Source organism: Bacillus sp. HMF5848, from assembly GCF_003944835.1.
Classification (GTDB): domain Bacteria; phylum Bacillota; class Bacilli; order Bacillales; family HMF5848; genus HMF5848.
In genome coordinates, this window is sequence record NZ_RWIV01000001.1 from 1,577,170 (window position 1) to 1,600,279 (window position 23,110).

The 23,110-nt window shown below is 36.3% G+C and carries 20 protein-coding genes; 17 read left to right on the forward strand and 3 right to left on the reverse strand.

Annotation, left to right across the window (positions count from 1 at the left end; translation table 11 throughout):
• Positions 1-3 precede the first annotated feature (3 nt).
• From EJF36_RS07475 to EJF36_RS07510, 8 genes are all read left to right on the forward strand, one after another.
• Positions 4-471 (forward strand): methylated-DNA--[protein]-cysteine S-methyltransferase, encoded by a 468-nt coding sequence (locus EJF36_RS07475; protein WP_125905713.1) that lies wholly within the window; start codon positions 4-6, stop codon positions 469-471.
• A gap of 118 nt (positions 472-589) precedes the next feature.
• Entirely contained in the window at positions 590-1,174 is a 585-nt protein-coding gene (locus EJF36_RS07480; protein WP_125905714.1) for a DUF2087 domain-containing protein, read from the forward strand.
• 205 nt (positions 1,175-1,379) lie between these two features.
• The gene (locus EJF36_RS07485; protein ID WP_125905715.1) at positions 1,380-1,604 is read left to right on the forward strand and encodes an aspartyl-phosphate phosphatase Spo0E family protein; all 225 of its coding nucleotides are present in this window, start codon (positions 1,380-1,382) and stop codon (positions 1,602-1,604) included.
• Positions 1,605-2,326: 722 nt separating this feature from the next.
• Entirely contained in the window at positions 2,327-3,136 is an 810-nt protein-coding gene (locus tag EJF36_RS07490; protein ID WP_125905716.1) for an electron transfer flavoprotein subunit beta/FixA family protein, read from the forward strand.
• A 24-nt stretch (positions 3,137-3,160) separates the two neighbouring features.
• The gene (locus EJF36_RS07495) at positions 3,161-4,186 is read left to right on the forward strand and encodes an electron transfer flavoprotein subunit alpha/FixB family protein (RefSeq protein WP_125905717.1); all 1,026 of its coding nucleotides are present in this window, start codon (positions 3,161-3,163) and stop codon (positions 4,184-4,186) included.
• Positions 4,179-5,489: an FAD-dependent oxidoreductase gene (locus EJF36_RS07500; protein WP_125905718.1), complete on the forward strand. Its 1,311-nt coding sequence runs from the start codon at positions 4,179-4,181 to the stop codon at positions 5,487-5,489. Before EJF36_RS07495 ends, EJF36_RS07500 begins: the two co-directional genes overlap by 8 nt.
• Positions 5,489-5,773 carry a ferredoxin family protein gene (locus EJF36_RS07505; RefSeq protein WP_125905719.1) on the forward strand — a complete coding sequence of 95 codons (285 nt, stop codon included), beginning with the start codon at positions 5,489-5,491 and terminating at the stop codon, positions 5,771-5,773. Before EJF36_RS07500 ends, EJF36_RS07505 begins: the two co-directional genes overlap by 1 nt.
• Positions 5,774-6,003: 230 nt before the next feature.
• Entirely contained in the window at positions 6,004-8,967 is a 2,964-nt protein-coding gene (locus EJF36_RS07510; protein WP_125905720.1) for an S-layer homology domain-containing protein, read from the forward strand.
• A gap of 174 nt (positions 8,968-9,141) precedes the next feature.
• Here the strand turns inward: EJF36_RS07510 and EJF36_RS07515 are convergent, their stop codons facing one another.
• The 3 genes from EJF36_RS07515 to EJF36_RS07525 all read right to left on the reverse strand — a co-directional run bounded on the left by EJF36_RS07515 (position 9,142) and on the right by EJF36_RS07525 (position 12,560).
• Positions 9,142-9,480, reverse strand: a complete 339-nt coding sequence (locus EJF36_RS07515) for a hypothetical protein (RefSeq protein ID WP_125905721.1) — start codon at positions 9,478-9,480, stop codon at positions 9,142-9,144.
• Between the two features lie 290 nt (positions 9,481-9,770).
• Positions 9,771-10,973, reverse strand: a complete 1,203-nt coding sequence (locus tag EJF36_RS07520; protein ID WP_125905722.1) for an MFS transporter — start codon at positions 10,971-10,973, stop codon at positions 9,771-9,773.
• A gap of 105 nt (positions 10,974-11,078) precedes the next feature.
• Complete coding sequence (locus EJF36_RS07525) at positions 11,079-12,560, reverse strand: PAS domain-containing sensor histidine kinase (RefSeq protein ID WP_125905723.1); 1,482 nt, start codon at positions 12,558-12,560, stop codon at positions 11,079-11,081.
• A gap of 137 nt (positions 12,561-12,697) precedes the next feature.
• On the opposite strand from EJF36_RS07525, the gene EJF36_RS07530 reads away from it, so the two are divergent.
• From EJF36_RS07530 to EJF36_RS07570, 9 genes are all read left to right on the forward strand, one after another.
• Positions 12,698-14,392 (forward strand): M3 family oligoendopeptidase, encoded by a 1,695-nt coding sequence (locus EJF36_RS07530; protein ID WP_125905724.1) that lies wholly within the window; start codon positions 12,698-12,700, stop codon positions 14,390-14,392.
• A 688-nt stretch (positions 14,393-15,080) separates the two neighbouring features.
• Entirely contained in the window at positions 15,081-15,224 is a 144-nt protein-coding gene (locus tag EJF36_RS07535; RefSeq protein ID WP_260471982.1) for a transposase, read from the forward strand.
• Positions 15,225-15,635: 411 nt separating this feature from the next.
• A complete protein-coding gene (locus EJF36_RS07540) occupies positions 15,636-16,856 on the forward strand; it encodes a TsoY family (seleno)protein (protein ID WP_125905725.1) in 1,221 nt (406 codons plus the stop codon).
• Between the two features lie 330 nt (positions 16,857-17,186).
• Complete coding sequence (locus EJF36_RS07545) at positions 17,187-17,735, forward strand: DUF7010 family protein (protein WP_125905726.1); 549 nt, start codon at positions 17,187-17,189, stop codon at positions 17,733-17,735.
• 138 nt (positions 17,736-17,873) lie between these two features.
• A complete protein-coding gene (locus tag EJF36_RS07550) occupies positions 17,874-18,815 on the forward strand; it encodes an AAA family ATPase (RefSeq protein WP_125905727.1) in 942 nt (313 codons plus the stop codon).
• Positions 18,815-19,987 carry a DUF58 domain-containing protein gene (locus EJF36_RS07555; RefSeq protein ID WP_125905728.1) on the forward strand — a complete coding sequence of 391 codons (1,173 nt, stop codon included), beginning with the start codon at positions 18,815-18,817 and terminating at the stop codon, positions 19,985-19,987. The genes EJF36_RS07550 and EJF36_RS07555 overlap by 1 nt, the downstream gene beginning before the upstream one ends.
• 17 nt (positions 19,988-20,004) lie before the next feature.
• The gene (locus EJF36_RS07560) at positions 20,005-21,198 is read left to right on the forward strand and encodes a hypothetical protein (protein ID WP_125905729.1); all 1,194 of its coding nucleotides are present in this window, start codon (positions 20,005-20,007) and stop codon (positions 21,196-21,198) included.
• A 157-nt stretch (positions 21,199-21,355) separates the two neighbouring features.
• Positions 21,356-22,084, forward strand: a complete 729-nt coding sequence (locus EJF36_RS07565) for an ABC transporter ATP-binding protein (RefSeq protein ID WP_125905730.1) — start codon at positions 21,356-21,358, stop codon at positions 22,082-22,084.
• Positions 22,081-23,106: an ABC transporter permease gene (locus EJF36_RS07570; RefSeq protein WP_125905731.1), complete on the forward strand. Its 1,026-nt coding sequence runs from the start codon at positions 22,081-22,083 to the stop codon at positions 23,104-23,106. The genes EJF36_RS07565 and EJF36_RS07570 overlap by 4 nt, the downstream gene beginning before the upstream one ends.
• The last annotated feature ends 4 nt before the right edge of the window (positions 23,107-23,110 follow it).

The window sequence follows — 23,110 nt, forward strand, 5'->3', positions numbered from 1 at the left end:
TACATCATATATTACATAACTATTGACTCTCCAATTGGACTGCTTTATGTCGTGGAGAAAAATCAAAAGATAACAAGGATAGATTATACTGACACCTCAATTAATGGATTAGAATTAAAAGAATCAAGTCTATTATTAGAAGCCTCAAAGCAACTGCTAGAATATTTTTCTGGTAACAGAAAAGTATTTACACTGCCATTGGATATTGAAGGTACAAACTTTCAAACGAAGGTTTGGCAAGGGTTATTACAAATACCATATGGTACAACATGGTCTTATAGTGATCTTGCCTGTTATATAGATAATGATAAGGCAGTAAGGGCTGTTGGACAGGCAAATCGAAGAAATCCTATCCCTATTATCATACCATGTCATCGAGTTGTGGGGAAAAATAAACAGCTTGTAGGCTATTCTGGTAACAGGACGGATTTGCAAGAGATTTTATTGAAAATAGAAGGTGTTTTCACATAAAGACGAGTGCGCTAATATAGGCAGTCGTTTTTTGTTTATCCAAATTTATTGCAATCCCCATTCGGTTAGATTATAATCTAATTAGATACTTATCGAATTTTATAAAGAGGTGTTTTTTTTGCAATTAAACCAACTTGTTAATTTTCATAAGACTATTGGTGATCCAACAAGGGTCCGCATTTTAGTTTTATTAGCAAATGGACCTTTACATGGACAGGCGCTTGCTGGAAAGCTAGGATTAACACCCGCAACAGTGACTCATCATATCTCAAAACTTCGAGAAATTGATGTTATACATGAAAAGCGAGTCAAAAACACAATTTATTTCTCGATAAACGAAGCTGTATTAAAGCGAAAGTCAGATGCATTAATGAAGGTTGTATTTAAAAGAGAAGAGGGTGAATCGATGCAATTGGAGGCAAAGCAAGATAAGCAAACAATGTTGAAAAACTTTTTGACAAAAGAGGGCCGATTAAAGAATATTCCAGCACAAAAGAAGAAGAAGCTGATTGTTCTTGAATTTCTTGCGAAAGGTTTAGTTCATGGGCGGAAATATAGTGAAGCAGAAATTAATGAATATATTAAACAATATCATGAAGATTTTGCAACACTTCGCCGCGAATTAATTATGAATCATTTTATGTTTCGTGAGAACGCTATTTACGAATTAAATCCAGAAGAAATGTGGGATAAAGTTCTGTAACAAAGAAGAGAAGTGTGAGAACACTTCTCTTCTTTGTGGCTATTATTCAAAATAAAGCTGAAATAAATGACGAAAAATAGGACTTTTGTAAAAATAATGTCTAATTTTGCGATTCTATTTACAACTGCTATAGAATTTGTAATAATTCATTTCGTGTAATAAATATTATTTCGTATGTCGTTATTTTCCTAGGAGTGAAATCAATATGGGTAATGGTAATTTATTAAATGAAAAAGAGCTATTAGGTTCTATTGCCGCTCTTCGAAAAGAAATGATTGATACTGCCATGCATTCAGGTTTTACTAGCTCTAGTACAGTTGAAATATCTCAAAAACTAGACAAGCTTTTATTTACATATCAAATCATGGTACAAAAAAAAGAATGTAGTGTAAAAACTTTTTTTTTAAGTAGAAATCCAGTTGCTTATTAATGCCATTACACATATTTTGTGAGGCAGGCAAACATTAGGTTTATTTGATCCGTATAAGTACCCCAGTTTCAGCCCTTCTTAGCACAAAAACATTCTAATATTAATTATATTTCCCTGTTCAATAAAAGTTGAAAAATATTACAACTGTGATAAATGTTACTGAAAATGTCTGTCCATTCAGTATATTTTTAATATAAACAAGATAATCAACAAAAAAAGGCATTTTTTTGTTGTAAGCGTTTTATAATAGAATTATAAGATCTTCAATTCTACTCTATTACGTTCAATAATTCACAAACCTTCAAGAATAACAGCAGGATTAAAATATACCTATCATAGTAGGGCGTTCTGCTTCCTCAACTTTGTCTTGTACACAACATGGATAATTCCTACCCTACATTCTTTTTCGAATAGCTCTGTTAAACTTTGTTGTTGATTTTCGCTACATTGCGCTCGCTTTCGGGGTGGCCGTGAACCTCCTCTGCGCATGCGGGGTCTCACGCCTGCCACTACATCTCGCTGAGGCCCGCACGATGCGGGTCAGAAAGACGTTGCTACAGGATGTGGCGCTCTTAGTCTTTCGTCTTCTATCGCGCATTTCACTGCTATCAACAATATTAAAAAATCAACACTCACCTTTAACAGAGCCTTTCGAATAAAAAAATATGCATTATGGCTGTATTTTTTACAGCAACATTATTATATAGGGAGTGAAAATTAACATGCATATTGTTGTTTGCGTTAAACAAGTACCAGACACAAAAATAATTAAAATTAACCCCAAAACGAACACATTAGACCGCCGTAGTGCGCCGGCTATATTAAATCCATATGACGCTCATGCGGTACAAGAGGCTGTGAACCTAAAAAAGAAATATGGTGGGACGGTATCTGTTGTATCAATGGGCCCACCTCAAGCGACTGCCGTTATTAAAAAGAGTGTGGAAATAGGTGCCGATAGAGGGTATCTCATAACAGATAGAGCTTTTGCTGGTGCTGATACATTAGCAACTAGCTATGCATTGTCTAAAGCTCTGGAAAAGATTGCTCAAGAGGAGCCAATTGATCTTATCTTTTGTGGGAAGCATGCTATAGACGGGGATACAGGGCAAGTAGGTCCAGGTATAGCAAGACGTTTAGATATTCCACCAGTAACAAATGTGATTGAAGTTATGGAGTATAACAAGAATGAACAGATTATGATTCTGAAGAGAAAACTGACGAATGGTTACGAGCTTATTCAGGCAAACACTCCGTGTCTTGTTACTGTAGAAAAAGAAATTAATGGAATTGAATTTTCACCACTACCGAACATGCTACAAGCTGCAAGATATAACCCTGTCATATGGAGCGTTAATGATTTCGATGATGTTGACCGGACTCAATTAGGACTGAAAGGCTCACCAACAATTGTTGGTAAGATGTTTACACCACCAAGACCAGAAGGTGGTAAACGCTTTGAGGGAAGTAGTGAGGAGCAGGTTGCTCAGCTAGTTAGTACGTTGCTTGAGAAAAAGGAAATATTTAGCTAAGAAAAAGTAAGGAGGCCTTGAGAAATGGATGAAAATAGAGGAGTCTGGGTATATATTGAAGAAAATGACGGTAAAATCGAAGGTGTATCTCTTGAACTTTTAGGCGCAGGAAGAGACCTAGCAGATAAATTAGAAGTACCATTAGCTGGTATTTTACTAGGGAACGATGTGAAAGGACTCACAAGTCAAGTTATAAGCTATGGAGCTGATGAAGTATATGTAATAGACAATCCTGTATTAAAGGATTATCGAACAGAATCATATATGAAAGGTGTTATCGAATTAGCGGAAAAGTATAAGCCAGAGGTCTTTCTTTATGGAGCCACTCCTAACGGTAAAGACTTAGCTAGTGCGGTAGCCACTGATTTAAATACCGGTTTAACAGCTGATACTACTATATTAGATATTAATAAGGAAAAAAGATTACTTGAAGCTAGTAGACCAGCATTTGGTGGAAATATAATGGCCACTATTTTATGTAAAAAACATCGACCACAGATGGCTACAGTCCGACCAAAAGTTATGAAGGCACTAGAGCCAGATCAATCTAGAACAGGAAAAGTCATTGAGGAAACAATTGATTTACAGGAAACGGATATGAGAACAAAAGTACTAGAAATTGTTCGCAATACAGGAAAAAAAGTGAATTTAGCTGATGCAGATATCATCGTTTGTGGTGGGAAAGGTATGCAAGATGCAAAAGGATTTCAGCTGATTCATGAGTTGGCCGATGTGTTAGGGGCTACGGTCGGGGCAACCCGTGATGCCGTTGAGGCTGGATGGATCGAACATGATTATCAAGTAGGGCAAACAGGAGAAACGGTTACGCCGAAATTGTTTTTTGCTATAGGTGTGTCTGGAGCCATTCAGCATGTGGTTGGAATGAAAAATTCTGAATATATTGTAGCTATTAACAAAGACCCAGAAGCGCCAATATTTGATGTTGCGACATATGGCATTGTAGGAGATGCGTTTGATATTGTACCTTTGTTAATTGAAGCCTTCAAAAAAGCGCAACAACAAAAGGACGGTGAAATCAGCTATGTCTGAAAAATTTGATGTAATCGTAGTAGGAGCAGGACCAGCAGGAGCAGCATGTGCCCTTACTTGTGCAAAAGCAGGATTAAATGTACTACTTTTAGAACGTGGTGAGTATCCAGGGAGTAAAAACGTAATGGGAGGCGTCTTGTATCGTCAACAATTAGAGGATTTGATTCCGGAATTTTGGAAAGAAGCACCGCTAGAGCGTCCTGTTATTGAACAACGTTTTTGGATGATGGATAAAGAATCAATGGTATCTTTTGGTTACCGAGGTCTTGAATGGGGCAGAGAAGGTGAAGAAGGAAGCCGATATAACAATTTTACGGTGCTTAGAGCAAAATTTGATCAATGGTTTGCTCAAAAGGCTGTTGAAGCAGGAGCATTATTAATAAATGAAACAACAGCTTTAGAATGTATAGTCGAGAATGGAAAAGTCGTTGGTGTTCGTACAGACCGCCCTGACGGTGAAGTGTATGCTGATGTTGTCGTGCTAGCAGATGGTGTTAATTCACTGTTAGGTAAACAACTTGGTTTTCATAAGGAGTTTAAACCAGAAGAAATGGCATTAACTGTTATGGAGGTTATTAATCTACCGAAAAATGTAATTAATGAACGATTCCAACTTGAGGATAATCAAGGCTGCACAGTTGAAATATTTGGGGACTCAACAAAGGGGCACCTTGGCACAGCATTTTTATATACTAATAATGACAGTTTAAATATCGGTGTTGGAACAACACTGTCCGGTATGATTAAAGCAAAAATGAAGCCATACGAATTACTAGATTACTTGAAAAATCATCCGATGGTGAAGCCTTATTTAGCAGGAGGAGAGTCTGCTGAGTACTTAGCACACTTAATACCAGAAGGTGGATATAACTCTATTCCGAAGATTGTTGGCGACGGTGTAGTTGTTGTAGGAGATGCAGCACACTTAGTAAATGCTATTCATCGTGAAGGTTCAAATATGGCTATGAAGTCTGGGCAACTTGCTGGTGAGACAATTATTGAAGCAAAGAAAAAGGGTGATTTCAGTACTGCTGCATTAGAGCCTTATCGCGATAAAATCTATAATAGCTTCATAGGTCAGGACTTAAAAAAATATAAAGATGTTACACATACATTTGAAAACAACCCACAATACTTTAGTGAATATGTACCTATGTTAAATCGAGCTGCTAGTAAGTTTTTCACTGTTGATGGCACACCGAAGAAACTAAAGCAAAAGCAAATTATGCGCTCTGTTACATCTGAAAAAGGTACATTCAAAGTAATACAAGACATGTACAGAGCTTGGAAGGCGGTGAAATAATGTCAACAAAGAACCTTGAAGAAAAGCAGTATTTAGTACGTTTTAAGGCTGACACGAAGTCGCATTTAACGGTTTTGGATTATGACGTTTGCGCCACAAAATGCCCAGATAAGCTTTGTACTGTGTTCTGTCCAGCCGAGGTTTATAAGTGGGAGGGCACACGTATGCAAGTCGGGTATGAAGGCTGTCACGAGTGCGGAAGCTGTCGCATTGGCTGTCCGTATGAAAACATTAAATGGGAATATCCAAAAGGCGGATATGGGATTGTGTTTAGATTGGCTTAAATCAATTTATTAATTAGAGTATGTATTAGAGGCTCAGTTTTTTTGAGTCTCTTTTTTTATTGGAATTCTTAAAAGTTTATTTTGGCTTTCCTTGGAGTTAGGTACATTTTATTTATTTGAGATATTTAATATCTAAATAGAGCGATTATGTACAAAATATTGTTTAATCTTCCGCTATTTTGCTAAAGATAAAATGTCTATTTTTAAAGTAATGATGGGAGGGCATTGATTTGATTCAATTTATACATTCTAACATGCGAAAACAAGGGCAACATACAGAAATCACTTTATATGTTTCTGATCACTCGATGGAGTTTGCAGATGAACTGGGAAACCGAAAAGAGAAAACCGGACAATATGAATTAGAAAAAAGTGCACGGAATTATGTATCAAAAAACTTTCCAAACGTAAAAAATGCAACAATTAAAATTGTGGCGGGCTCTATGTTAATAGGGACTTTAACATTAGGAACTTTAACACCAAAGGCCGGTGCCGAGGAGCAGGTTAATCAAACGCAAAGTAACACGAACTCTAATGACAGTTCAGCGACAGGATCAAATGATACGCAAGCTTCTAACGATACGAATGAAACGCCAACTAATAGTAATACAGTAACGGGTGATAGCCAAGGTGATGATACGAATGGCGACACGACTTTTCCAGTTAAAGATGTAGTTGATTTTAAAGATGTTAGTGATGAGGATGAATTTTATAAATATATTAAAGATTTAGCAGCATATGGTGTTATTCAAGGTGTGCAGCCAGATAAATACGGTACATATGATAACATTACACGAGCACAAGCAGCGAAAATAATCGCAAAAGTCGCGGGTATTGAAGTAACTGATACCAACGTGGATCCTGGGTTTAGAGATGTTGTAAAAGGTGGCACGGATGCTGAATATGGCTGGGCATATCCATATGTGGCAGCTTTACAGAATGCGGGTGTAATTAAAGGGTACGAAGTGAATGGTGAAAATGAGTTCCGTCCAAGAGATCCTGTTACCCGAGAGCAAATGGCTAAAATGCTTGCTAATGCTTTTGCTTTAAATGGAGATGAGCTAATTACTGAAGGGGAAGGAGCGAACTGGTCAGACCCATATATACAGTTACTAATCGATGCAGGTATCACATCGTACGACAGTCCTGATGAGTTTAGGAAAACAGAAGCAACGAAAAGAGGACAGCTTGCTAAGTTTGTATACGAAACAAGAGCTTCTGTTGGGTATGTAGGTTTAGTTGAAACAGTGACAGATTCAACAATTACTATTTCAGGAGTAGACTATCCACTTACCGACAATGTGAAAAAAATATTAAACCCTGCTAATGAAGAATTTTTACAAAACGCTGATATTAGTGTTGGTTATAATGATGCGGGGGAAATCAATGAAGTATTATGGCTTAGCATCATTGATATAGATGATGAAGGCGGACTTGTAAACTTCGATGGACAAGATGCAACCATTAAAGATGTTTATGTGTTTGCGACTAATGTTAATATTGAGAATCTTAACGTTGAAGGAGACTTAACTATTTACGCAGGAGAGACATTAGAAGCAACAAATGTAAATGTTGGCGCTCGTACTATATATGTTGGAGATGAAGATGAGACGGCAGATGAGTTCCCAAGTGATTTAGTATTTGCTGATTCTAAACTAGGGTTACTATATTTAGCTAAACATAATTTGAACTTTACCACTAAAGGAACTACTACAATTCATAAAATGTTTGTAGAAGGTACGAACATGTCTATAGAAGCACCTAATATAACAGTAGAGAAATTTGAAATAGCAGATAATGCCGAATTAAAGGTTGCACCAGGATTACATGTTAACAAACTAGTTGTACCGGCTGGCAAAGCAGCTGCAGATGTTATAACTAATTATGACGATATATTATCAACTGTAAAACAAGTGGGGGACACAGATAATCCGAGTCATACTGGTGTGGCAAAGCCGGTCGCATTTTATAGCTTTATTGATGAAGAAATTTTTGCAGTGGCTGGAGAATCGGAAACTCTACCTGTAACAGCAACAGCATATAATGTCCCTGCTGACACAAAGCTCTTATATAAAATAACATTGTTACAAGACGGTGAACCGTTGACTGATCAAGAGATCTACTATGAGGGAGGCGACATTCCGATTAAGACGGATATTGATGGAGTAGCCCTCTTTGGACCAGCAGATGGGTTTACAGCTGAAAGCGTAAATCTTGCAGATGGAGCAACTCAAAATTTCACAACGACTTTCTTAAGTGGAGGAAACTACGAGTTGCACGTACAATTAGTTGATGCCGTAGATAAAAGTCTAGCCATTGGCGCACAAGGCACACAGCACATTTACGTAGGTGAAGCGGGCAATGTAACTTTTGATTTTGGTCCGGACTTTGATTTACTAAAAGAGGGAGAAGCAACAACTTTTAATTTAACAGCAACCGCAAGTGATATTAATGAAACCATTCCAATGCAGTTTAAAATTTTGTTAACGGATATAGAAGGCACACCACTTGCGAATCAAAAATTCTCATATACAACAATTGAGGGCAATCCAAGTTCGTTTGAAACAAATCAAGAAGGGGAAGCCATTTTTGGTCCTCAAGAGGGCTTTACCGTTGGTGCCTTGAATTTACAAGGAGGCGTTACCATACCAGTAACCATCAATATGCATGAAAGTGGCCGCTATGTGATGGATATTGGATTAGTAACGAAGGAAAATCCTGATATTGCAGTAGGAGAGTTTACTGAGAAAGAATTCACTGTAAATGCGCCAGGTGATATGTCGAAAACAACATTTAGTGGATTTGATACCTTTGTAGCAGGAACGCAAAATGAGTTTGCTGTAAACTTAAAAGCTGAAAATGTAACTTTAGATGATGTTAGTTACAAGGCAATGCTAGTTGATGAAGACGAGAATCCGGTCACTAATTATCGTGTTGAATATTATGATAATGATCTTCAGGATTGGATAGATGTTGTTGTGATTGAGGATGAAATGTTCTTTGGGCCTTATGCAGGGATTGCTCCGGAAGACACAAACTTAGCAAGTGGAGAAGAAGTAAAATTTAGAGCGAGTATTGATAAACCTGGCACATATAATTTTAAAGTAGCTGTTGTCGATACATTAGATTCAGATGTGTTAGTAGACGATTGGGCAATAACAACATTTACGGTAGCGACAGCACCAACTTCATGAAATATAGTTAAGACATGGTCTATGACCATGTCTTTTAAAATGCAGCTATCCATATCTAGTTAATTGTGATTGTGATGTATGTGAGTTTCTTTATTCTAACTTATGTATCATTATGGTGAAAAATATGTGTGTGGACTTTCACAAAGTTTTCCAAAAAGAGGTTGAAGCGAAGTGTTAACTTATTTTAGAGGAGTGAACAGAGTTGATAATGCCGTCGGCTATTGATAAATACTCTATTTCTTTTGCCTTATCACAAGCCAGATGAAAACACGGTATTGAATCAGAAATATATTGAGGGCGGTCCCAACTAACATTTCCAGCTTGGTTAGTAGGGTATACGTAAATTTTCCAATGATATTTTTCGCTGTTATCTTCAACGGGTGTACCTTCCACGCCGATTAACCAGTGAGTATATGTTGCTATGTCTGAAGAAACAAGATGTTTAATATCATGTTCACTTATTTCAATTAACGGACGTTGGTAAAAGTCGTGTAGGTTTGGAAACGTATACATAAATATTCCTCCTTCATTTTATGTTATAAAAAAACATAATTTTTCTAAAACCTCCCATAATCGATTTCTCAGAGTATTAGGTACATGATAAGAATGTTAATTTCACAGAATATTCGTTATAATCTTATTATATGCTAAAAGGTGAAACAATTAAATCCTAATTTGAAAAAAATGTAAAATTTTAAATAGGAAAGCAAAAAACATGGACATTATCTGACCATGTTTTTAAGTATATATTTAGCTTTGTTTATCTCAGGTTTTCAGACGAGCAGTACACTTTGTTAGTTCTTCTACATCATATTTGTTTTATCTGCGGGTAATAGGAAAGTAAGTATACCGAATAAAGGTAAAAAACCGATAAGTATTATTGTTTCAACGAGACCTATTGTATCGGCTATGGCACCAAGTGCAACAGACCCAATTGCGCCCATTCCAAATGCGAGGCCAACAATAAAGCCGGACATCATCCCAATGTTTGCGGGCATTAATTCTTGAGCATAGACTACTGTAACAGAGAAACTCGACATCAATATGAAACCAATCATACTAATTAACACATATGCAAGTATTTTCGGTGCAAAAGGCAATACGATGGCAAGTGGTGTTGAGGCTACCATTGATAAAAAAATAATGTTACGTTTGCCATAGCGGTCTGCCAATGGTCCACCAACAAATGTACCTATAGCACCAAACAATAAAAAAAGAAAAAGAAAGCTTTGTGCGTCGGCGATAGATACACCATATGTTTCGATGGCATAAAATGAATAAAAGTTAGTGATGGATGAAATGTACCATGACCTAACAAATACTAATAATACAATGATGGTTAATGTAAATATTATAGCCTTAGAAAAGGAGGCATCCTTGTTACTATGCGTCTTTTTTAAAGGCGCTTCTGTTTGTATAATTTGCTTGTACCATTTTGCTATATATGTTAAAAATAAAACGGCTGTTAAGGCAACGAGACCGAACCAAATAGCACCAACTTGACCAAGAGGTACTAATATAAGGGCTGTAATAACAGGTCCTAATGCTGATCCGCTGTTTCCACCTACCTGGAAGATGGACTGTGCTAATCCTCTTCGTGGACCTGCAGCTAAATATGTTACGCGAGACGCTTCAGGATGGAACATAGCAGAACCAAAGCCAATTAAAAGGACCGAACAAATAATCAAAGCGTAGCTTGGAGCAAGTGCCAATCCAATAATACCAATAAAAGTACTAGTTAATGCAATAGGAAGAACATATGGTGTTGGACGCTTATCCGCTACATAGCCCACTAAAGGCTGCATTATAGAGGAAACAAAATTAAGAGAAAAACCAATAAATCCAAGCTGAGTGTATGAAAGATTCATAGATCTCTCCAAAATAGGAAACATCGCTGGGATAACGGCTTGTATAGAATCATTTAATAAATGACATAGAGCTATGATAAAAAGTATGTTGTATTGTGTCGTGGCAACCCGGTTGTCATTTGCTTTTGGTAAGCCCATCTGTACACAAACCTTTCTACGATTGTTTTACAATAGTTTTATTATAATCAAATTAGGTGTTTCGTGTAACTAAGTTTTTTGAAAGCAGACTTGTTATACAAATCGCTAAGCTAATGGGATTGTAATTTTCACAGATGTACCTACTCCGACGGTACTCGTTACATGGATAGTACCTTTATGCAATTCAACAATTCTCTTACATACAACAAGCCCTAGTCCAGTACCTGCTGTTTTCTGTGTAACAAATGGATTGAAAATATTTGGCATGATATGGTCTGGGATGCCTTTTCCATTATCTGTGACCGTAATGATGCAATTCTGTTCTTCCGCTGTAATAAAAATAGCCACATTTCCTGTGTCTTCAATAGCTTCTAAGGCATTTTTTGATAAATTTAATATAACTTGCTTTATTTGAACATTGGCGCAATCAACATTAATATCATTGCTATCATATTCAAAGCGAACGATTGCATTATACAAGTTCGCTTCAGATTTTATTATTGGTTCCACTTCTTTTACAATAGTAACTATATTGCATTTACTGAAAACCTCAGCAGTCGGTTTTCCGAGTACGAGAAATTCATTCACTATTTGATTAATACGATTGATTTCTTCATTTATAACAGAAAAATAAAACGTATCCTCCGGTTCATGACTATATTTTTCCTGTAATAAATGTATGAGCCCCTTTATACCTGTTAAAGGATTTCTAATCTCATGGGCTGTACTTGCAGCAAGAGTACCAATCATCTCCATTTTTTGTGTTTCATTTTGATGCCGTTCGCGTCTAGCCTGTCGTTTAAGTAAGATATATTTTACTAATAAAAATAGAACATGAGAAAACGCGATAGTTATTAATAGTGTAAGAGTTGAGAACTTAACAAGCTGACTATGGTCAATTTTCTTCGGATTTGCATACAATCGCCAAGGTACTTTATCAAGCTGAACTTGAACTAAATATTGTTCGGCCTTAGTGTTACTAGTATTTAATAATGATTGATTAAGGCCGTCTACTAAAAGAAGATGGATGTCTGGAGTTAATTCTCTTATTACATTTTTCATATAATCTAGTCGTAACGTAGCTAATAAGTATCCCGTTATTTCTCGGTTTTTATTCAGTATAGGAGTTAATATGGCAACGACTCTATGGTCATCAATTTCGTCTATTGCTTCAGAGATTACTGTATTTTTTTGAATTTTAGCAGATAGATAAAATTCTTGATTTACAATAGATACGGGTGTTTTTAGCTCCTTCGTACCTATAACAATGTCGCCTTTAGGATTAACGTAAAATAAACCTGCATAGCGAGGATCACGTTCGTATGTTTTTTGCAACATAGTTTGGATTTTATTATTGTCATTTGTTCTGAGCAGTGTTAACGTTTCAAGGCTAACAATTGTCTCTCCGATAAGTCGATCTATGTGATTTTTGTGAAACTGAGTGTATGTATTTACTTTTAAAGCCTGTTCCGTTTGAATTTCTTTTTTCTCAGCGTAAATTAAGTATCCAGAGATAATTAGGGAAGGAACAAATACAACAAATATATACATGATAAATAGTTTAAGGCCATTTTTAGACATTTGCATACATAACCCCTTATGTTGTGACAATTTAATTATAAGTTTTACATAAGTGAAATCCAAATATTATTTAGCAGGAAATCGGTCTTTTTTCGGGAATATATCAAGTATGTTAATAATTTTAATAGAAAGAAGTGATAGCTATGAAATTTGAACAGTTCGAATATGTAAGACCAATACAAGAAGATTTTGAGGAGTCTTATCAATCGGCACTAGAAGAGTTTGATCAAGCCAAATCTTTTGAGCAGCAAAACCATGTTATGGAAAAGATTAATAGTTTACGCAAAAATATTCGTACAATGGATGATCTATGTTACGTTCGACACACAATTGATACAAATAATGAATTCTACAAAACGGAACGCGACTATATGGATGATTTTTATGCTGTTAGTAAGAAATGGGACACAAGGTTTTATAAAGCGCTAGTGTCTTCGAAGTTTCGTAAGGAGCTTGAAGAGAAATGGGGAGCACAATTATTTGCTATTGCTGATTCAGAACTTAAAACGTTTAATGATGATGTATTTGCTGATTTACAGAAGGAAAATAAATTATCAAGTCAATATACAAAGCTAGTAGCAGCTGCGAAAATTGATTTTGATGGTAAAGAACTAACATTAGAGCAGTTACAACCATACACTGAGTCAACAGATCGTAATATTAGAAAGGCGGCACGTGAAGCATATTTCGGCTACTTTTCAGCACATGAGGAAGACTTTGACCGAATTTATGATGTATTGGTTTCTATTCGCACGTCCATTGCTAAAAAGTTAGGATATGAGAATTTTGTTCAATTGGGCTATTACCGGATGAATAGAACTGATTACAATGCTGAAATGGTAAAAGTATTCCGTGAGCAGGTTAAAACACACATTGTACCAATCGCGACGAAACTTTATGAATCACAACGTGAGCGCATAGGCGTAAATGAACTTACATACTATGATGAGCCGCTAAAATTCTTAACAGGAAACGCTAATCCTAAAGGTGATCCAGAGTGGATTATTGAAAAAGGAAAGAAGATGTATAAAGAGCTTTCTTCAGAAACGAACGAATTTTTTACATTCATGATTGAAAAAAATTTACTTGATCTTGTAGCGAAACCAGGTAAAGCAAATGGAGGCTATTGTACTTTAATAGAAAATTATAAAGCCCCATTTATTTTCTCAAACTTTAACGGGACAAATGGTGATATAACAGTTTTAACGCACGAAGCAGGACATGCTTTCCAAGCTTACAAAAGTACGGTATATGATGTGCCTGAATATCATTTCCCAACATCAGAAGCAGCAGAAATTCATTCAATGAGTATGGAGTTTTTCACATGGCCATGGATGAAAGAATTCTTTGAAGATGATACAAATAAATTTTTATATGATCATATGGCGGGTAGCTTATTGTTTATTCCATATGGTGTTGCTGTAGATGAGTTCCAGCATTTCGTTTATGAAAATCCAAGTGCTACTCCTGCTGAACGAAAGCAAGCTTGGCGAGAAATAGAAAGTGTATATTTACCACATAGAAACTATGACGGTTTTGCTTACCTAGAAAACGGTGGATTTTGGCAACGACAGTTACACATTTACAACTACCCATTCTACTACATTGATTACTGTTTGGCGCAAATCTGTGCATTACAATTTTGGAAGAGAACGCAACAGGAGGACCCAAGAGCATGGGATGATTATGTCTCTTTATGTAAGCTTGGAGGCTCAAAGTCGTTCTTAAAACTTGTGGAACATGCGAACTTACAATCTCCATTTGAAGAAGTTACAGTTGCAAGCATTGTAGGAGAAATTGAGAGTTGGTTAAATTCGATAAACGATAAATCTCTATAATAAAGAAAAGAGGGTGTCCCAAAACTAACGTTTTGGGGCCCTTTTTTGAGTAAAGAATTGCATTGTACCTTGTTGTTGATTTTCGCTCCATTGCGCTCGCTTTCCGCGGGGTGGCCGTGAGCCTCCTAAGGCTACGCCTTGCGGGGTCTCACGCCTGCCACTATTTCCCGCAGGACGTTGATTAGGCTTCTTCGGGCTAACATCGCACGAAGAAAATGCAATAGCATTTTCGAGGAGTCGAGCGCATTCCGCTACAATCAACAATGTACGAAACATTATTATATACTCGAAGCAAAAAATACGCATAAAAAACAAGAAAATCTGCCGAAAAGTATGACCAAAAGCTAGATAAAAGAGTTTAGACAGATCCTTTTATCAATTGAAGAAGTGGTAGATGAAGATGAGCTAGCAAAACAAGCGTTAACACTTCAAGAACGGCTGACATTTACATATGAAATAAGCGTAAAGCAGATAATGGATATGAGTCAACCAAGCGGCATTATATGTGTATCTCTTGTCATGGCTGTCCGCACGAACAAACTTGTGCGAAAGGAAAAGATATGAAGAGTATTTCTGTTTCGTAGGAGAACCAAAAGCAACGCAAGGAAATAAGAGAACGGTTGATGACAGATAAGGGCAAGTAAAATACCAACAGAGAAAGATAGATGTCGAGCCCGTCTTTGGTCAACTGAAATATAACAATAATTATTCACGTTTTCGAATGAAAGGCCTGTCAAAAAATACAATAGATTTTAGCCTGCTTTGTGCTGCACACAATTTGAGAAAATGGCACAAAATATCTAACCAAATAAAGGATAAAGAAGTGATATAGTTTAAGTAAAAGTACGAAAGGTACTCTGAGACAAATTTTAATTGAGAACATAGATATTTCTAGCATGAAACAAAAAACTGTCCCGAGAAGGTCAACTTATCAAGAACTTTTGGGACAGCAGCTTTTCTTTATATCATAACATGAAGCTACTCATCCTCTATACGTTTATCGAATCACTATTGAACAATCCAAGTATCCAAGACTTAAGTAGCGTACCGAGAGTGCTTGATTACTCCTTATTGATTCATATGTTTATTGAACAGGATTGTCAAAAGTGCGGGGTAAGAGATGTGCGGTACTAAATAAATGGTAAATTTGGAAAAAAATAAAATAATGGTTGAAAAAATACCTCATAAGGTATATTATACCTGTAAGGGTATTTTAAGTTAATTAAACGAGAGGGATGAGTACATGAGAAGAAACTTAAAGGAACAATACAGTCCACTGTATTTCTTAGCAGCGTTAGGTAGTGGAGGATTGGCAATCTCATTTTTTATGTATTTAATGTTTATGGTTAAGCATCCAGGTAGACCGATGGCAAATTTTGAACATGTGTTTCCTACATTACTTGGAAATAATATTTCTTTATCAGCTGTAGTAGCTGTTAGTTTAGTAGGTATTATATTTTTTGCTTTTAAGCATTTTCAAATATTGCTCTGGAATATTCGTGAATATAACCTTTTCAAGAAAACAACTGCTTATCAAGAGCTTCGTAATTCTAATAATGAGGTTTCATTAATGGCCATCCCATTGACTTTAGGGATGACAATAAACGTTGTGTTTATCATTGGTGCTGTTTTTGTTCCTAATCTTTGGAGTATAGTAGAATATCTGTTTCCGTTTGCACTTACAGGGTTCTTGATAGTTGGTGTCTATGCACTTGTCATTTTCAAGGATTATTTCACACGATTTATCATTCAAGGTGATTTAGATTTTGTTAAGAACAATAACTTAAGTCATATGTTAACGATTTTCGCATTTTCTATGATATCTGTTGGGTTTGCGGCACCAGCAGCGATGAGTCATACACTAGCAACTTCTGTTATAGCTATGGTTATGTCTATTTTCTTTGCAAGTTTAGCCATTATGTTAATGATTGTGAAAATGGTACTAGGCTTCAAATCAATTTTTAAGCAAGGTATTGATAAAATGGGAAGCCCGAGTTTGTGGATTGCTATTCCGATTCTCACGCTATTAGGTATTACATTTGTTCGCTTATATATGGGGATAAATCACAACTTGTATGAAGTGGCTGATCCATCTCCCATTCCAATCTTCCTAGTGTTAACAGTGTTTGTATCAATCCAAATCTTGTTTGGTTTTATAGGGTATAGCGTTTTGAAGAAAATAGGCTACTTTACAGATATGATTCATGGCGAAGGGAAAAGTCCGGGCAGCTTTGCACTAATTTGTCCAGGCGTTGCATTCTTTGTACTAGGCATGTTCTATATCCATTGGGGATTCGTTAAGACGGATATTCTTACCCAATATTCTATTGTGTATTTTGCTTTACTACTGCCATTCATTTACGTACAATTTAAAACCGTTACTACAATTTTTAAGCTATCTAGTAAACTACTTCGTGAACCTCGAGTAAATAACGTCGTTTTGAATAAAAAGCAAACAGTGTAAGGTAATACGATTTGCAATAAACGAAAGAGGGTGTCCCAAAACTTGTGTTTTTGGGGCATTTTTTGTTTAGAAAAAAAAGTGTCGTTGACTTTTTCGCGCCATTTCGCTTTGCTTTCCACTGGTGGCCGTGAGCCTCCTTATATGAACGAGACTGTCAAAGCCTCCACTCTACACGGCGGTGTAGGAAGGATGTAGCCTCCCTTTATCTCATTTAAAGAAAGTTTGAATTCAAACTTGTAACATTTGGAAGTTATGATTATAATAATATTTGTGAAATGTTGAGCAGAATCTATTGAATTCAATAATAGAAAATTGTGACGGGAGAATACTATGAATCTAGATGAATTACGAATTGATTTAGCGAGGAGAGGCAAAAGAGGTTTACACTTTATTTTAGCTTCTGTCATTATTTGGTGTGCTGTTCTAATTGTTTGGTTACTTCCCATTGAAGATATATATACAAAAACACTGCTAACTTTTTGTTTCACCACGCCTCTTGTTCCACTTGCTTTTGTTATTTCTAAGGTGATTAAAGCTGAATTCTCGGCAAATAGTAATCCTTTAAATAAACTAGGACTTTTATTTTCATATAATGAACTGCTGTATATCTTAATCGCTATGTGGGTCTATGCAGCAGCACCTGATAAAATGGTCATGGTGTTAGCGATTATTTTTGGAGCACATTTACTACCATTTGGTTGGTTGTATAAGTCAACTGCATACACAGTGATGGCTGTTTTAATCTCTGTAAGCATTTTTATTATTGGTATCATCTTTGACCCTGTGATTGTTTCAATTGTGATGATTTCTTTTGAGATAGTATTTAGCATCTGGCTTATAATAGAGGTTAAGAATTTGCAAAAGGTTGCAACAAGTTAAAATAGAAATAAGTTAAACGGATGTCATAGACATCCGTTTTTTATGTGCAATTAAAAAATGCTAAAAAAAGGATATTTTGAAAAGGTGTCGAATAATTGTTTATTTAGATATAAACAAAGAGTGGGGGAATATAGATTTATGCTTACACAGTTTGAAAGAGTAAAAGAGGAAATTCACAAAGTTATTATAGGTAAAGACACAGAAATTGAGTTGTTTTTTATATCTCTAATGTTCAATGGGCACATTTTATTAGAAAGTGTTCCAGGAACGGGAAAAACTATGCTCGCCAAAACGTTTGCGCAAACAGTAGATAGCAAATTTAGCCGTATTCAGTTTACACCAGATGTATTACCGAGCGATGTAACAGGTATTCAATTTTTTAATCCGAAAAAACAAGAATTCGAAATGAAGATGGGCCCTATTGTTGCGAATATCGTTCTTGCTGATGAAATTAATCGAGCAACACCACGTACACAGTCAAGTTTATTAGAGGTAATGGAGGAGCAACAAGTCACGATAGACGGACAAACTTGTAGATTAGAAAAGCCATTCGTTGTGATTGCTACACAAAACCCAGTTGAATCTCAGCAAGGCACGTTTCCTTTACCTGTTGCACAAATGGACCGTTTTTTTATGAAGTTAAAGACGGATTATCCTACCTTTGAAGAAGAAAAGCAGATGGCAACGTTATATCAGCAAGGGGATTTACTAAAAAAAATAGAACCTGTTTTGAGTGTTGCACATATTCAAGAGTTACAGCAACAGGTGCAAAATGTCAAAGTTGTCGATGATGTAGAAACGTATATTGTGAATATTTGTAGAGAAACGAGAAAACATGCTGCTGTAGAGTTAGGCGTAAGTCCACGTGGTACGTTAGCTCTTATGAAAGCAGCCCAAGGGCACGCCTTTATTAACGACCGGGATTATGTGACACCGACTGATGTGAAAGAGGTTGCTCCATTTGTTATCACTCATCGGATGTATTTAACAACGGAAGGCTCGCTCACAAGAACGCCTTATGCAGTGATACAAGAGATATTAGCGTCTGTTCCGGTGCCTGTGGAAGTGAGTTATGTATAATGGAATGGCAAACATATACAGTAGGCAATCGTATTATGATGGTGTTGGGGGCTACAACCTTTTTTCTTATGATAATAGCTCTTTACATCAATAGTTTTCTTTTTTTCTTTTTTACTATTTTATTGTTAGTTTTCGTTCTAGTAAATTCATATTATGTAGAAAATCTACATAAAGGCATACATATTCTGAATGAAAAAGGTAGGGTGCGTTTACATCAAGGTGACAATTGTGAAATGACAGTAAGTATCCAAAATACTGGATTTCCTATTTTATTAGGAGAGGTTACATTACAAGTTGATGATTGTGTAGAACCGTTAGCAGGCTATGTGGCTAAACAATCGGCTTCTTACATGGTTACAGTTCCTTTGTCACTAACTAGGAAGAGCGAAACAATGATTCGAATACCTGTCCAAACTAAAAAAAGAGGATTAGCGAAAATTCGAAACATAGAGCTACGCATCCCACATTTGTTAGGATTTGGTGTAACAGTACTTCAATATAAACACTTTTATAAACAGGATGCTATTGTGTATCCTTCACCTATACCTGTAAGTCAGTTGGAAACCTTGTATACACAAGTAGAGGGGGCCTTTTACAAGCCCATGTCTATTTATGAAGATCGGTTAGCCACTATTGGAACTCGAGACTATCAATATGGTGATAGTTTATCCAATATTCATTGGACAGCATCTGCTCGTATGATGAAGCTACAAACTAAGCAGTACGAGCGAGTCGTGAACACAGGATTTATGATAGCAGTAAATGTTTCGTCAGGTTATTCATTAACAAGTGATTTAGAATCGATACTGAGCGCAGTTTGTAAAATTGCTTATTTTGCACATGAACAAAACATCCCTTATTCATTAGCTATTAATGTTCGTACCGCTGGGGATATCCCGTTTTATTATGTGTCACCTGGAAGTGGGAGAGAACAGCTTCAAAAAGTTTTGGAACTGTTAGCACAGATTAGTGTAAATTGTGTGACACTTCCATTTCAAAATATGATGTTTGTTGTGAGTCGTCATCTACCGCTTCAGCCATACTGCATTGTCGCAGGGGAAATAACAGAATCAAGTGAAAGGCTAGTATTAGAGATTTCAAAAAAGGTTGAAGCAACGTTTTCTTTAGCAATCTCAAATGAACAGCATGCTTACATGGCCAGATGGTGTTAGACAAGGGGGAAAGATCTATGCATTCATTTCGTTTATTTCAAAATGTTTATCATTGTGCCAATGAAATGCTGTTCGCTTATATATGCTTACATCTAATCAAACTTGGTGTACCTATAGAGCTAGATCATTTTTTACTATTTGCAGGTCTATCCATTTTGGTATTAACGTGGTCTTATGAGAAAGGAAAAATGTATGTTATTGTTGCCACGGTTTTTCTTATCATTATAGGGTTAATTGTATTTAGTACCATCATAGACCCATCACTGATCGTAGTAGGAGTGCTTTGGAGAACAGGTTCTCATTACAAGCACTTTGATATGATGAGTCATCCTGGTACAGTAGTTGTCTGGTCCGTGATACTAGGTAGTTTATTATACTGGCTCATGTTTGTAGCGGATAAGCCTGGAGCATATAAAATTTTAGCAGTTCTTTTTATACAGATTGGTCTTGTCATCATCATTGAGTTTGCTAAAAAGATATTATTTTCACACCTGCAAACAAAAGAAAAAGTAAAGGTAAGTTCCATTTTTACTCTTTTTTTAATCACGTTATTAAGTATAACTGCCTTAGCGTCAGTAAGTTACTTGTTAATTCCTAAAGTTGTAATGGGACTTTTAGGGATGATTGGGCAGGCAGTAGGGTTTTTATTGAGTCCATTTTTAATGTGGCTCATAAACTATTTTGAAGAACGTGGAGCTGATCCATTTAAGCCGGTGCAAACGGATATTTCTGGTGAATGGGAACATCTGCCGTTGGAAAATGTTGCATCAACAGTGTCTGCTTCTTTTAATTGGTTTATATCCTTAGCTGTCATTATTACTTTAGTTATCGTTGTTTTGCTTTTATGGAGACGTTTTAAAACTGAAAAAGCGTTTCATGTGAACCGAAATGAAGGTATGTTATCACAAGTCATGCCTCTCCAAGTAACGAAAATCAACAACCGTACGAATATGTATAGAGGTAATAATGAAATTCGAAAAAGCATGTATCAATTTGAGTTATATTGCAAAAAGAAAGAATTAAACCGCTTGGAAGGAGAAACCGTCATAGAGTGGTTCAAGAGAATCGAGGCACCGGACGTGGTTAAAGGAGATATATTATATATTTATGAAAAAGCAAGGTACGGAGAAGAAATAAAAGAAGGTGAAGTTCATCGTTTTAAAACATCGATAAAGCTAATTAAGACACATATTAAGAAGAAAAGAAAGTAGCAAACTACCCTGTGAGTGAGTGATGCAGGGTAGTTTTTTAGGAAACAGAATAAATGAGTGATTACTCACTTTACAAATAAACTAGAAAGGAGTAAATTATAACTATACTATAAATGAGTGATTACTCACTTATTGCTGAAAGCGAGGTTATAAATCTATGAGCGAGCAAATGTGTATACAAGTCCATAATGTTAGTAAAAGTTTCGGAAAAAGAGATGTGCTGCATGACATTAGCTTACAAGTGAAAAAGGCAGAGATATTTGGATTGTTAGGTCCTTCAGGAGCTGGCAAAACCACACTAGTACGGACGATGGTGGGGATTGATGAGGCAACTAGTGGTTATGTAAATGTATTATCAACGAAAATGCCTAACTTACAAGTGCTGAATCGGATTGGATTTATGGCACAATCTGATGCTTTATATACTGAACTTACGGCTCAAGAGAACTTAGAGTTTTTTGCTTCTATATATGGACTGCGTAATTTAAAGAAGAAGCAAAGAATTCTTGAAGTAAGTGAACTTGTTAACTTAACAATTGACTTGAAGAAAAAAGTAAACGCATATTCTGGCGGTATGAAACGTCGACTGTCACTCGCTATTTCTTTATTACATGAGCCAGACGTTCTTGTGTTAGATGAACCAACAGTAGGGATTGACCCTGTGTTGCGTAACCAGATATGGGATGAACTACGTCGTTTACGTGAGCAAGGTACAACGATTGTTGTTACTACGCATGTGATGGATGAAGCGGAGAAGTGTCATCGCCTTGGTATGATTCGTGATGGTAGATTAATAGCAATAGGCTCACCAGAGGAGCTTAAAGACAATACAAAAACAGCATCATTAGAAGAAGCATTTTTGTATTACGGAGGTGTGCGTGCATGAGAATAATAGCTTTAGTGATTAGAATAATAAGACAATTTTTTCGGGATCGTCGTACGCTAGGGCTCATGATTGTAGCGCCAATGTTTGTGTTACTTTTAATGAATATTGTGTTTAATGGCAAAGATTATGTCCCGACAATTGCTTATGACAATATGCCAGCATCCATTATAGACTCACTTGAATCATCAGATGCTAAAGTAGTAGAGATGAGCGAAGAAGAAGCACTTGATGAGCTTCAGGCTCAACGAGCAGATGGATATATAAAGATGGATGGGATGGTTCCGTCTATTATATTGGAGGGAAGTGATCCAACTGCAAATATGGCAGTAATTACTGCTGTAACTACCGCTTTAAAAAAACTATCATCTCAAGCGAATTTGATGGAACCTGAAATTGAACTTCTACACGGATACGAAAATATGTCTCTTATTGATAACTTTGGGCCAATATTGATTGGGTTCTTTATATTCTTTTTCGTGTTTTTAATTTCTGGTGTTTCGTTTTTACGAGAAAGAACAAGTGGTACCCTTGAAAGATTGTTAGCTACACCACTTAGGAGGTGGGAGATTGTCGTTGGTTATATATTAGGCTTCGGTATTTTTGCAGTTTTCCAAGCGACACTGATCTCTTGGTTTGCCATTGAAGTATTAGATATTATGATGACAGGATCGTTTGGATTTATTTTATTAGTTACATTTCTACTTGCTCTAACAGCTTTAAGCTTAGGTACCTTACTTTCCGCCTTCGCTGGCAATGAACTGCAAATGATGCAATTCATTCCGATTGTGGTTATTCCACAAATATTCTTCTCTGGTATCATTAATCTTGAAACGATGGATCAGTGGCTACGAACTGTGAGTTACTTTATGCCATTAACGTACGGGGCTGATGCACTTAGACATATTATGATACGAGGTCAAGGTTGGGACGCTATTGCAACTGACGTGTATTATTTATTAGGTTTTGCACTTCTGTTTATGCTTTTAAATGTGGTAGCATTAAGAAAGCATCGCAGATTGTAGGAGT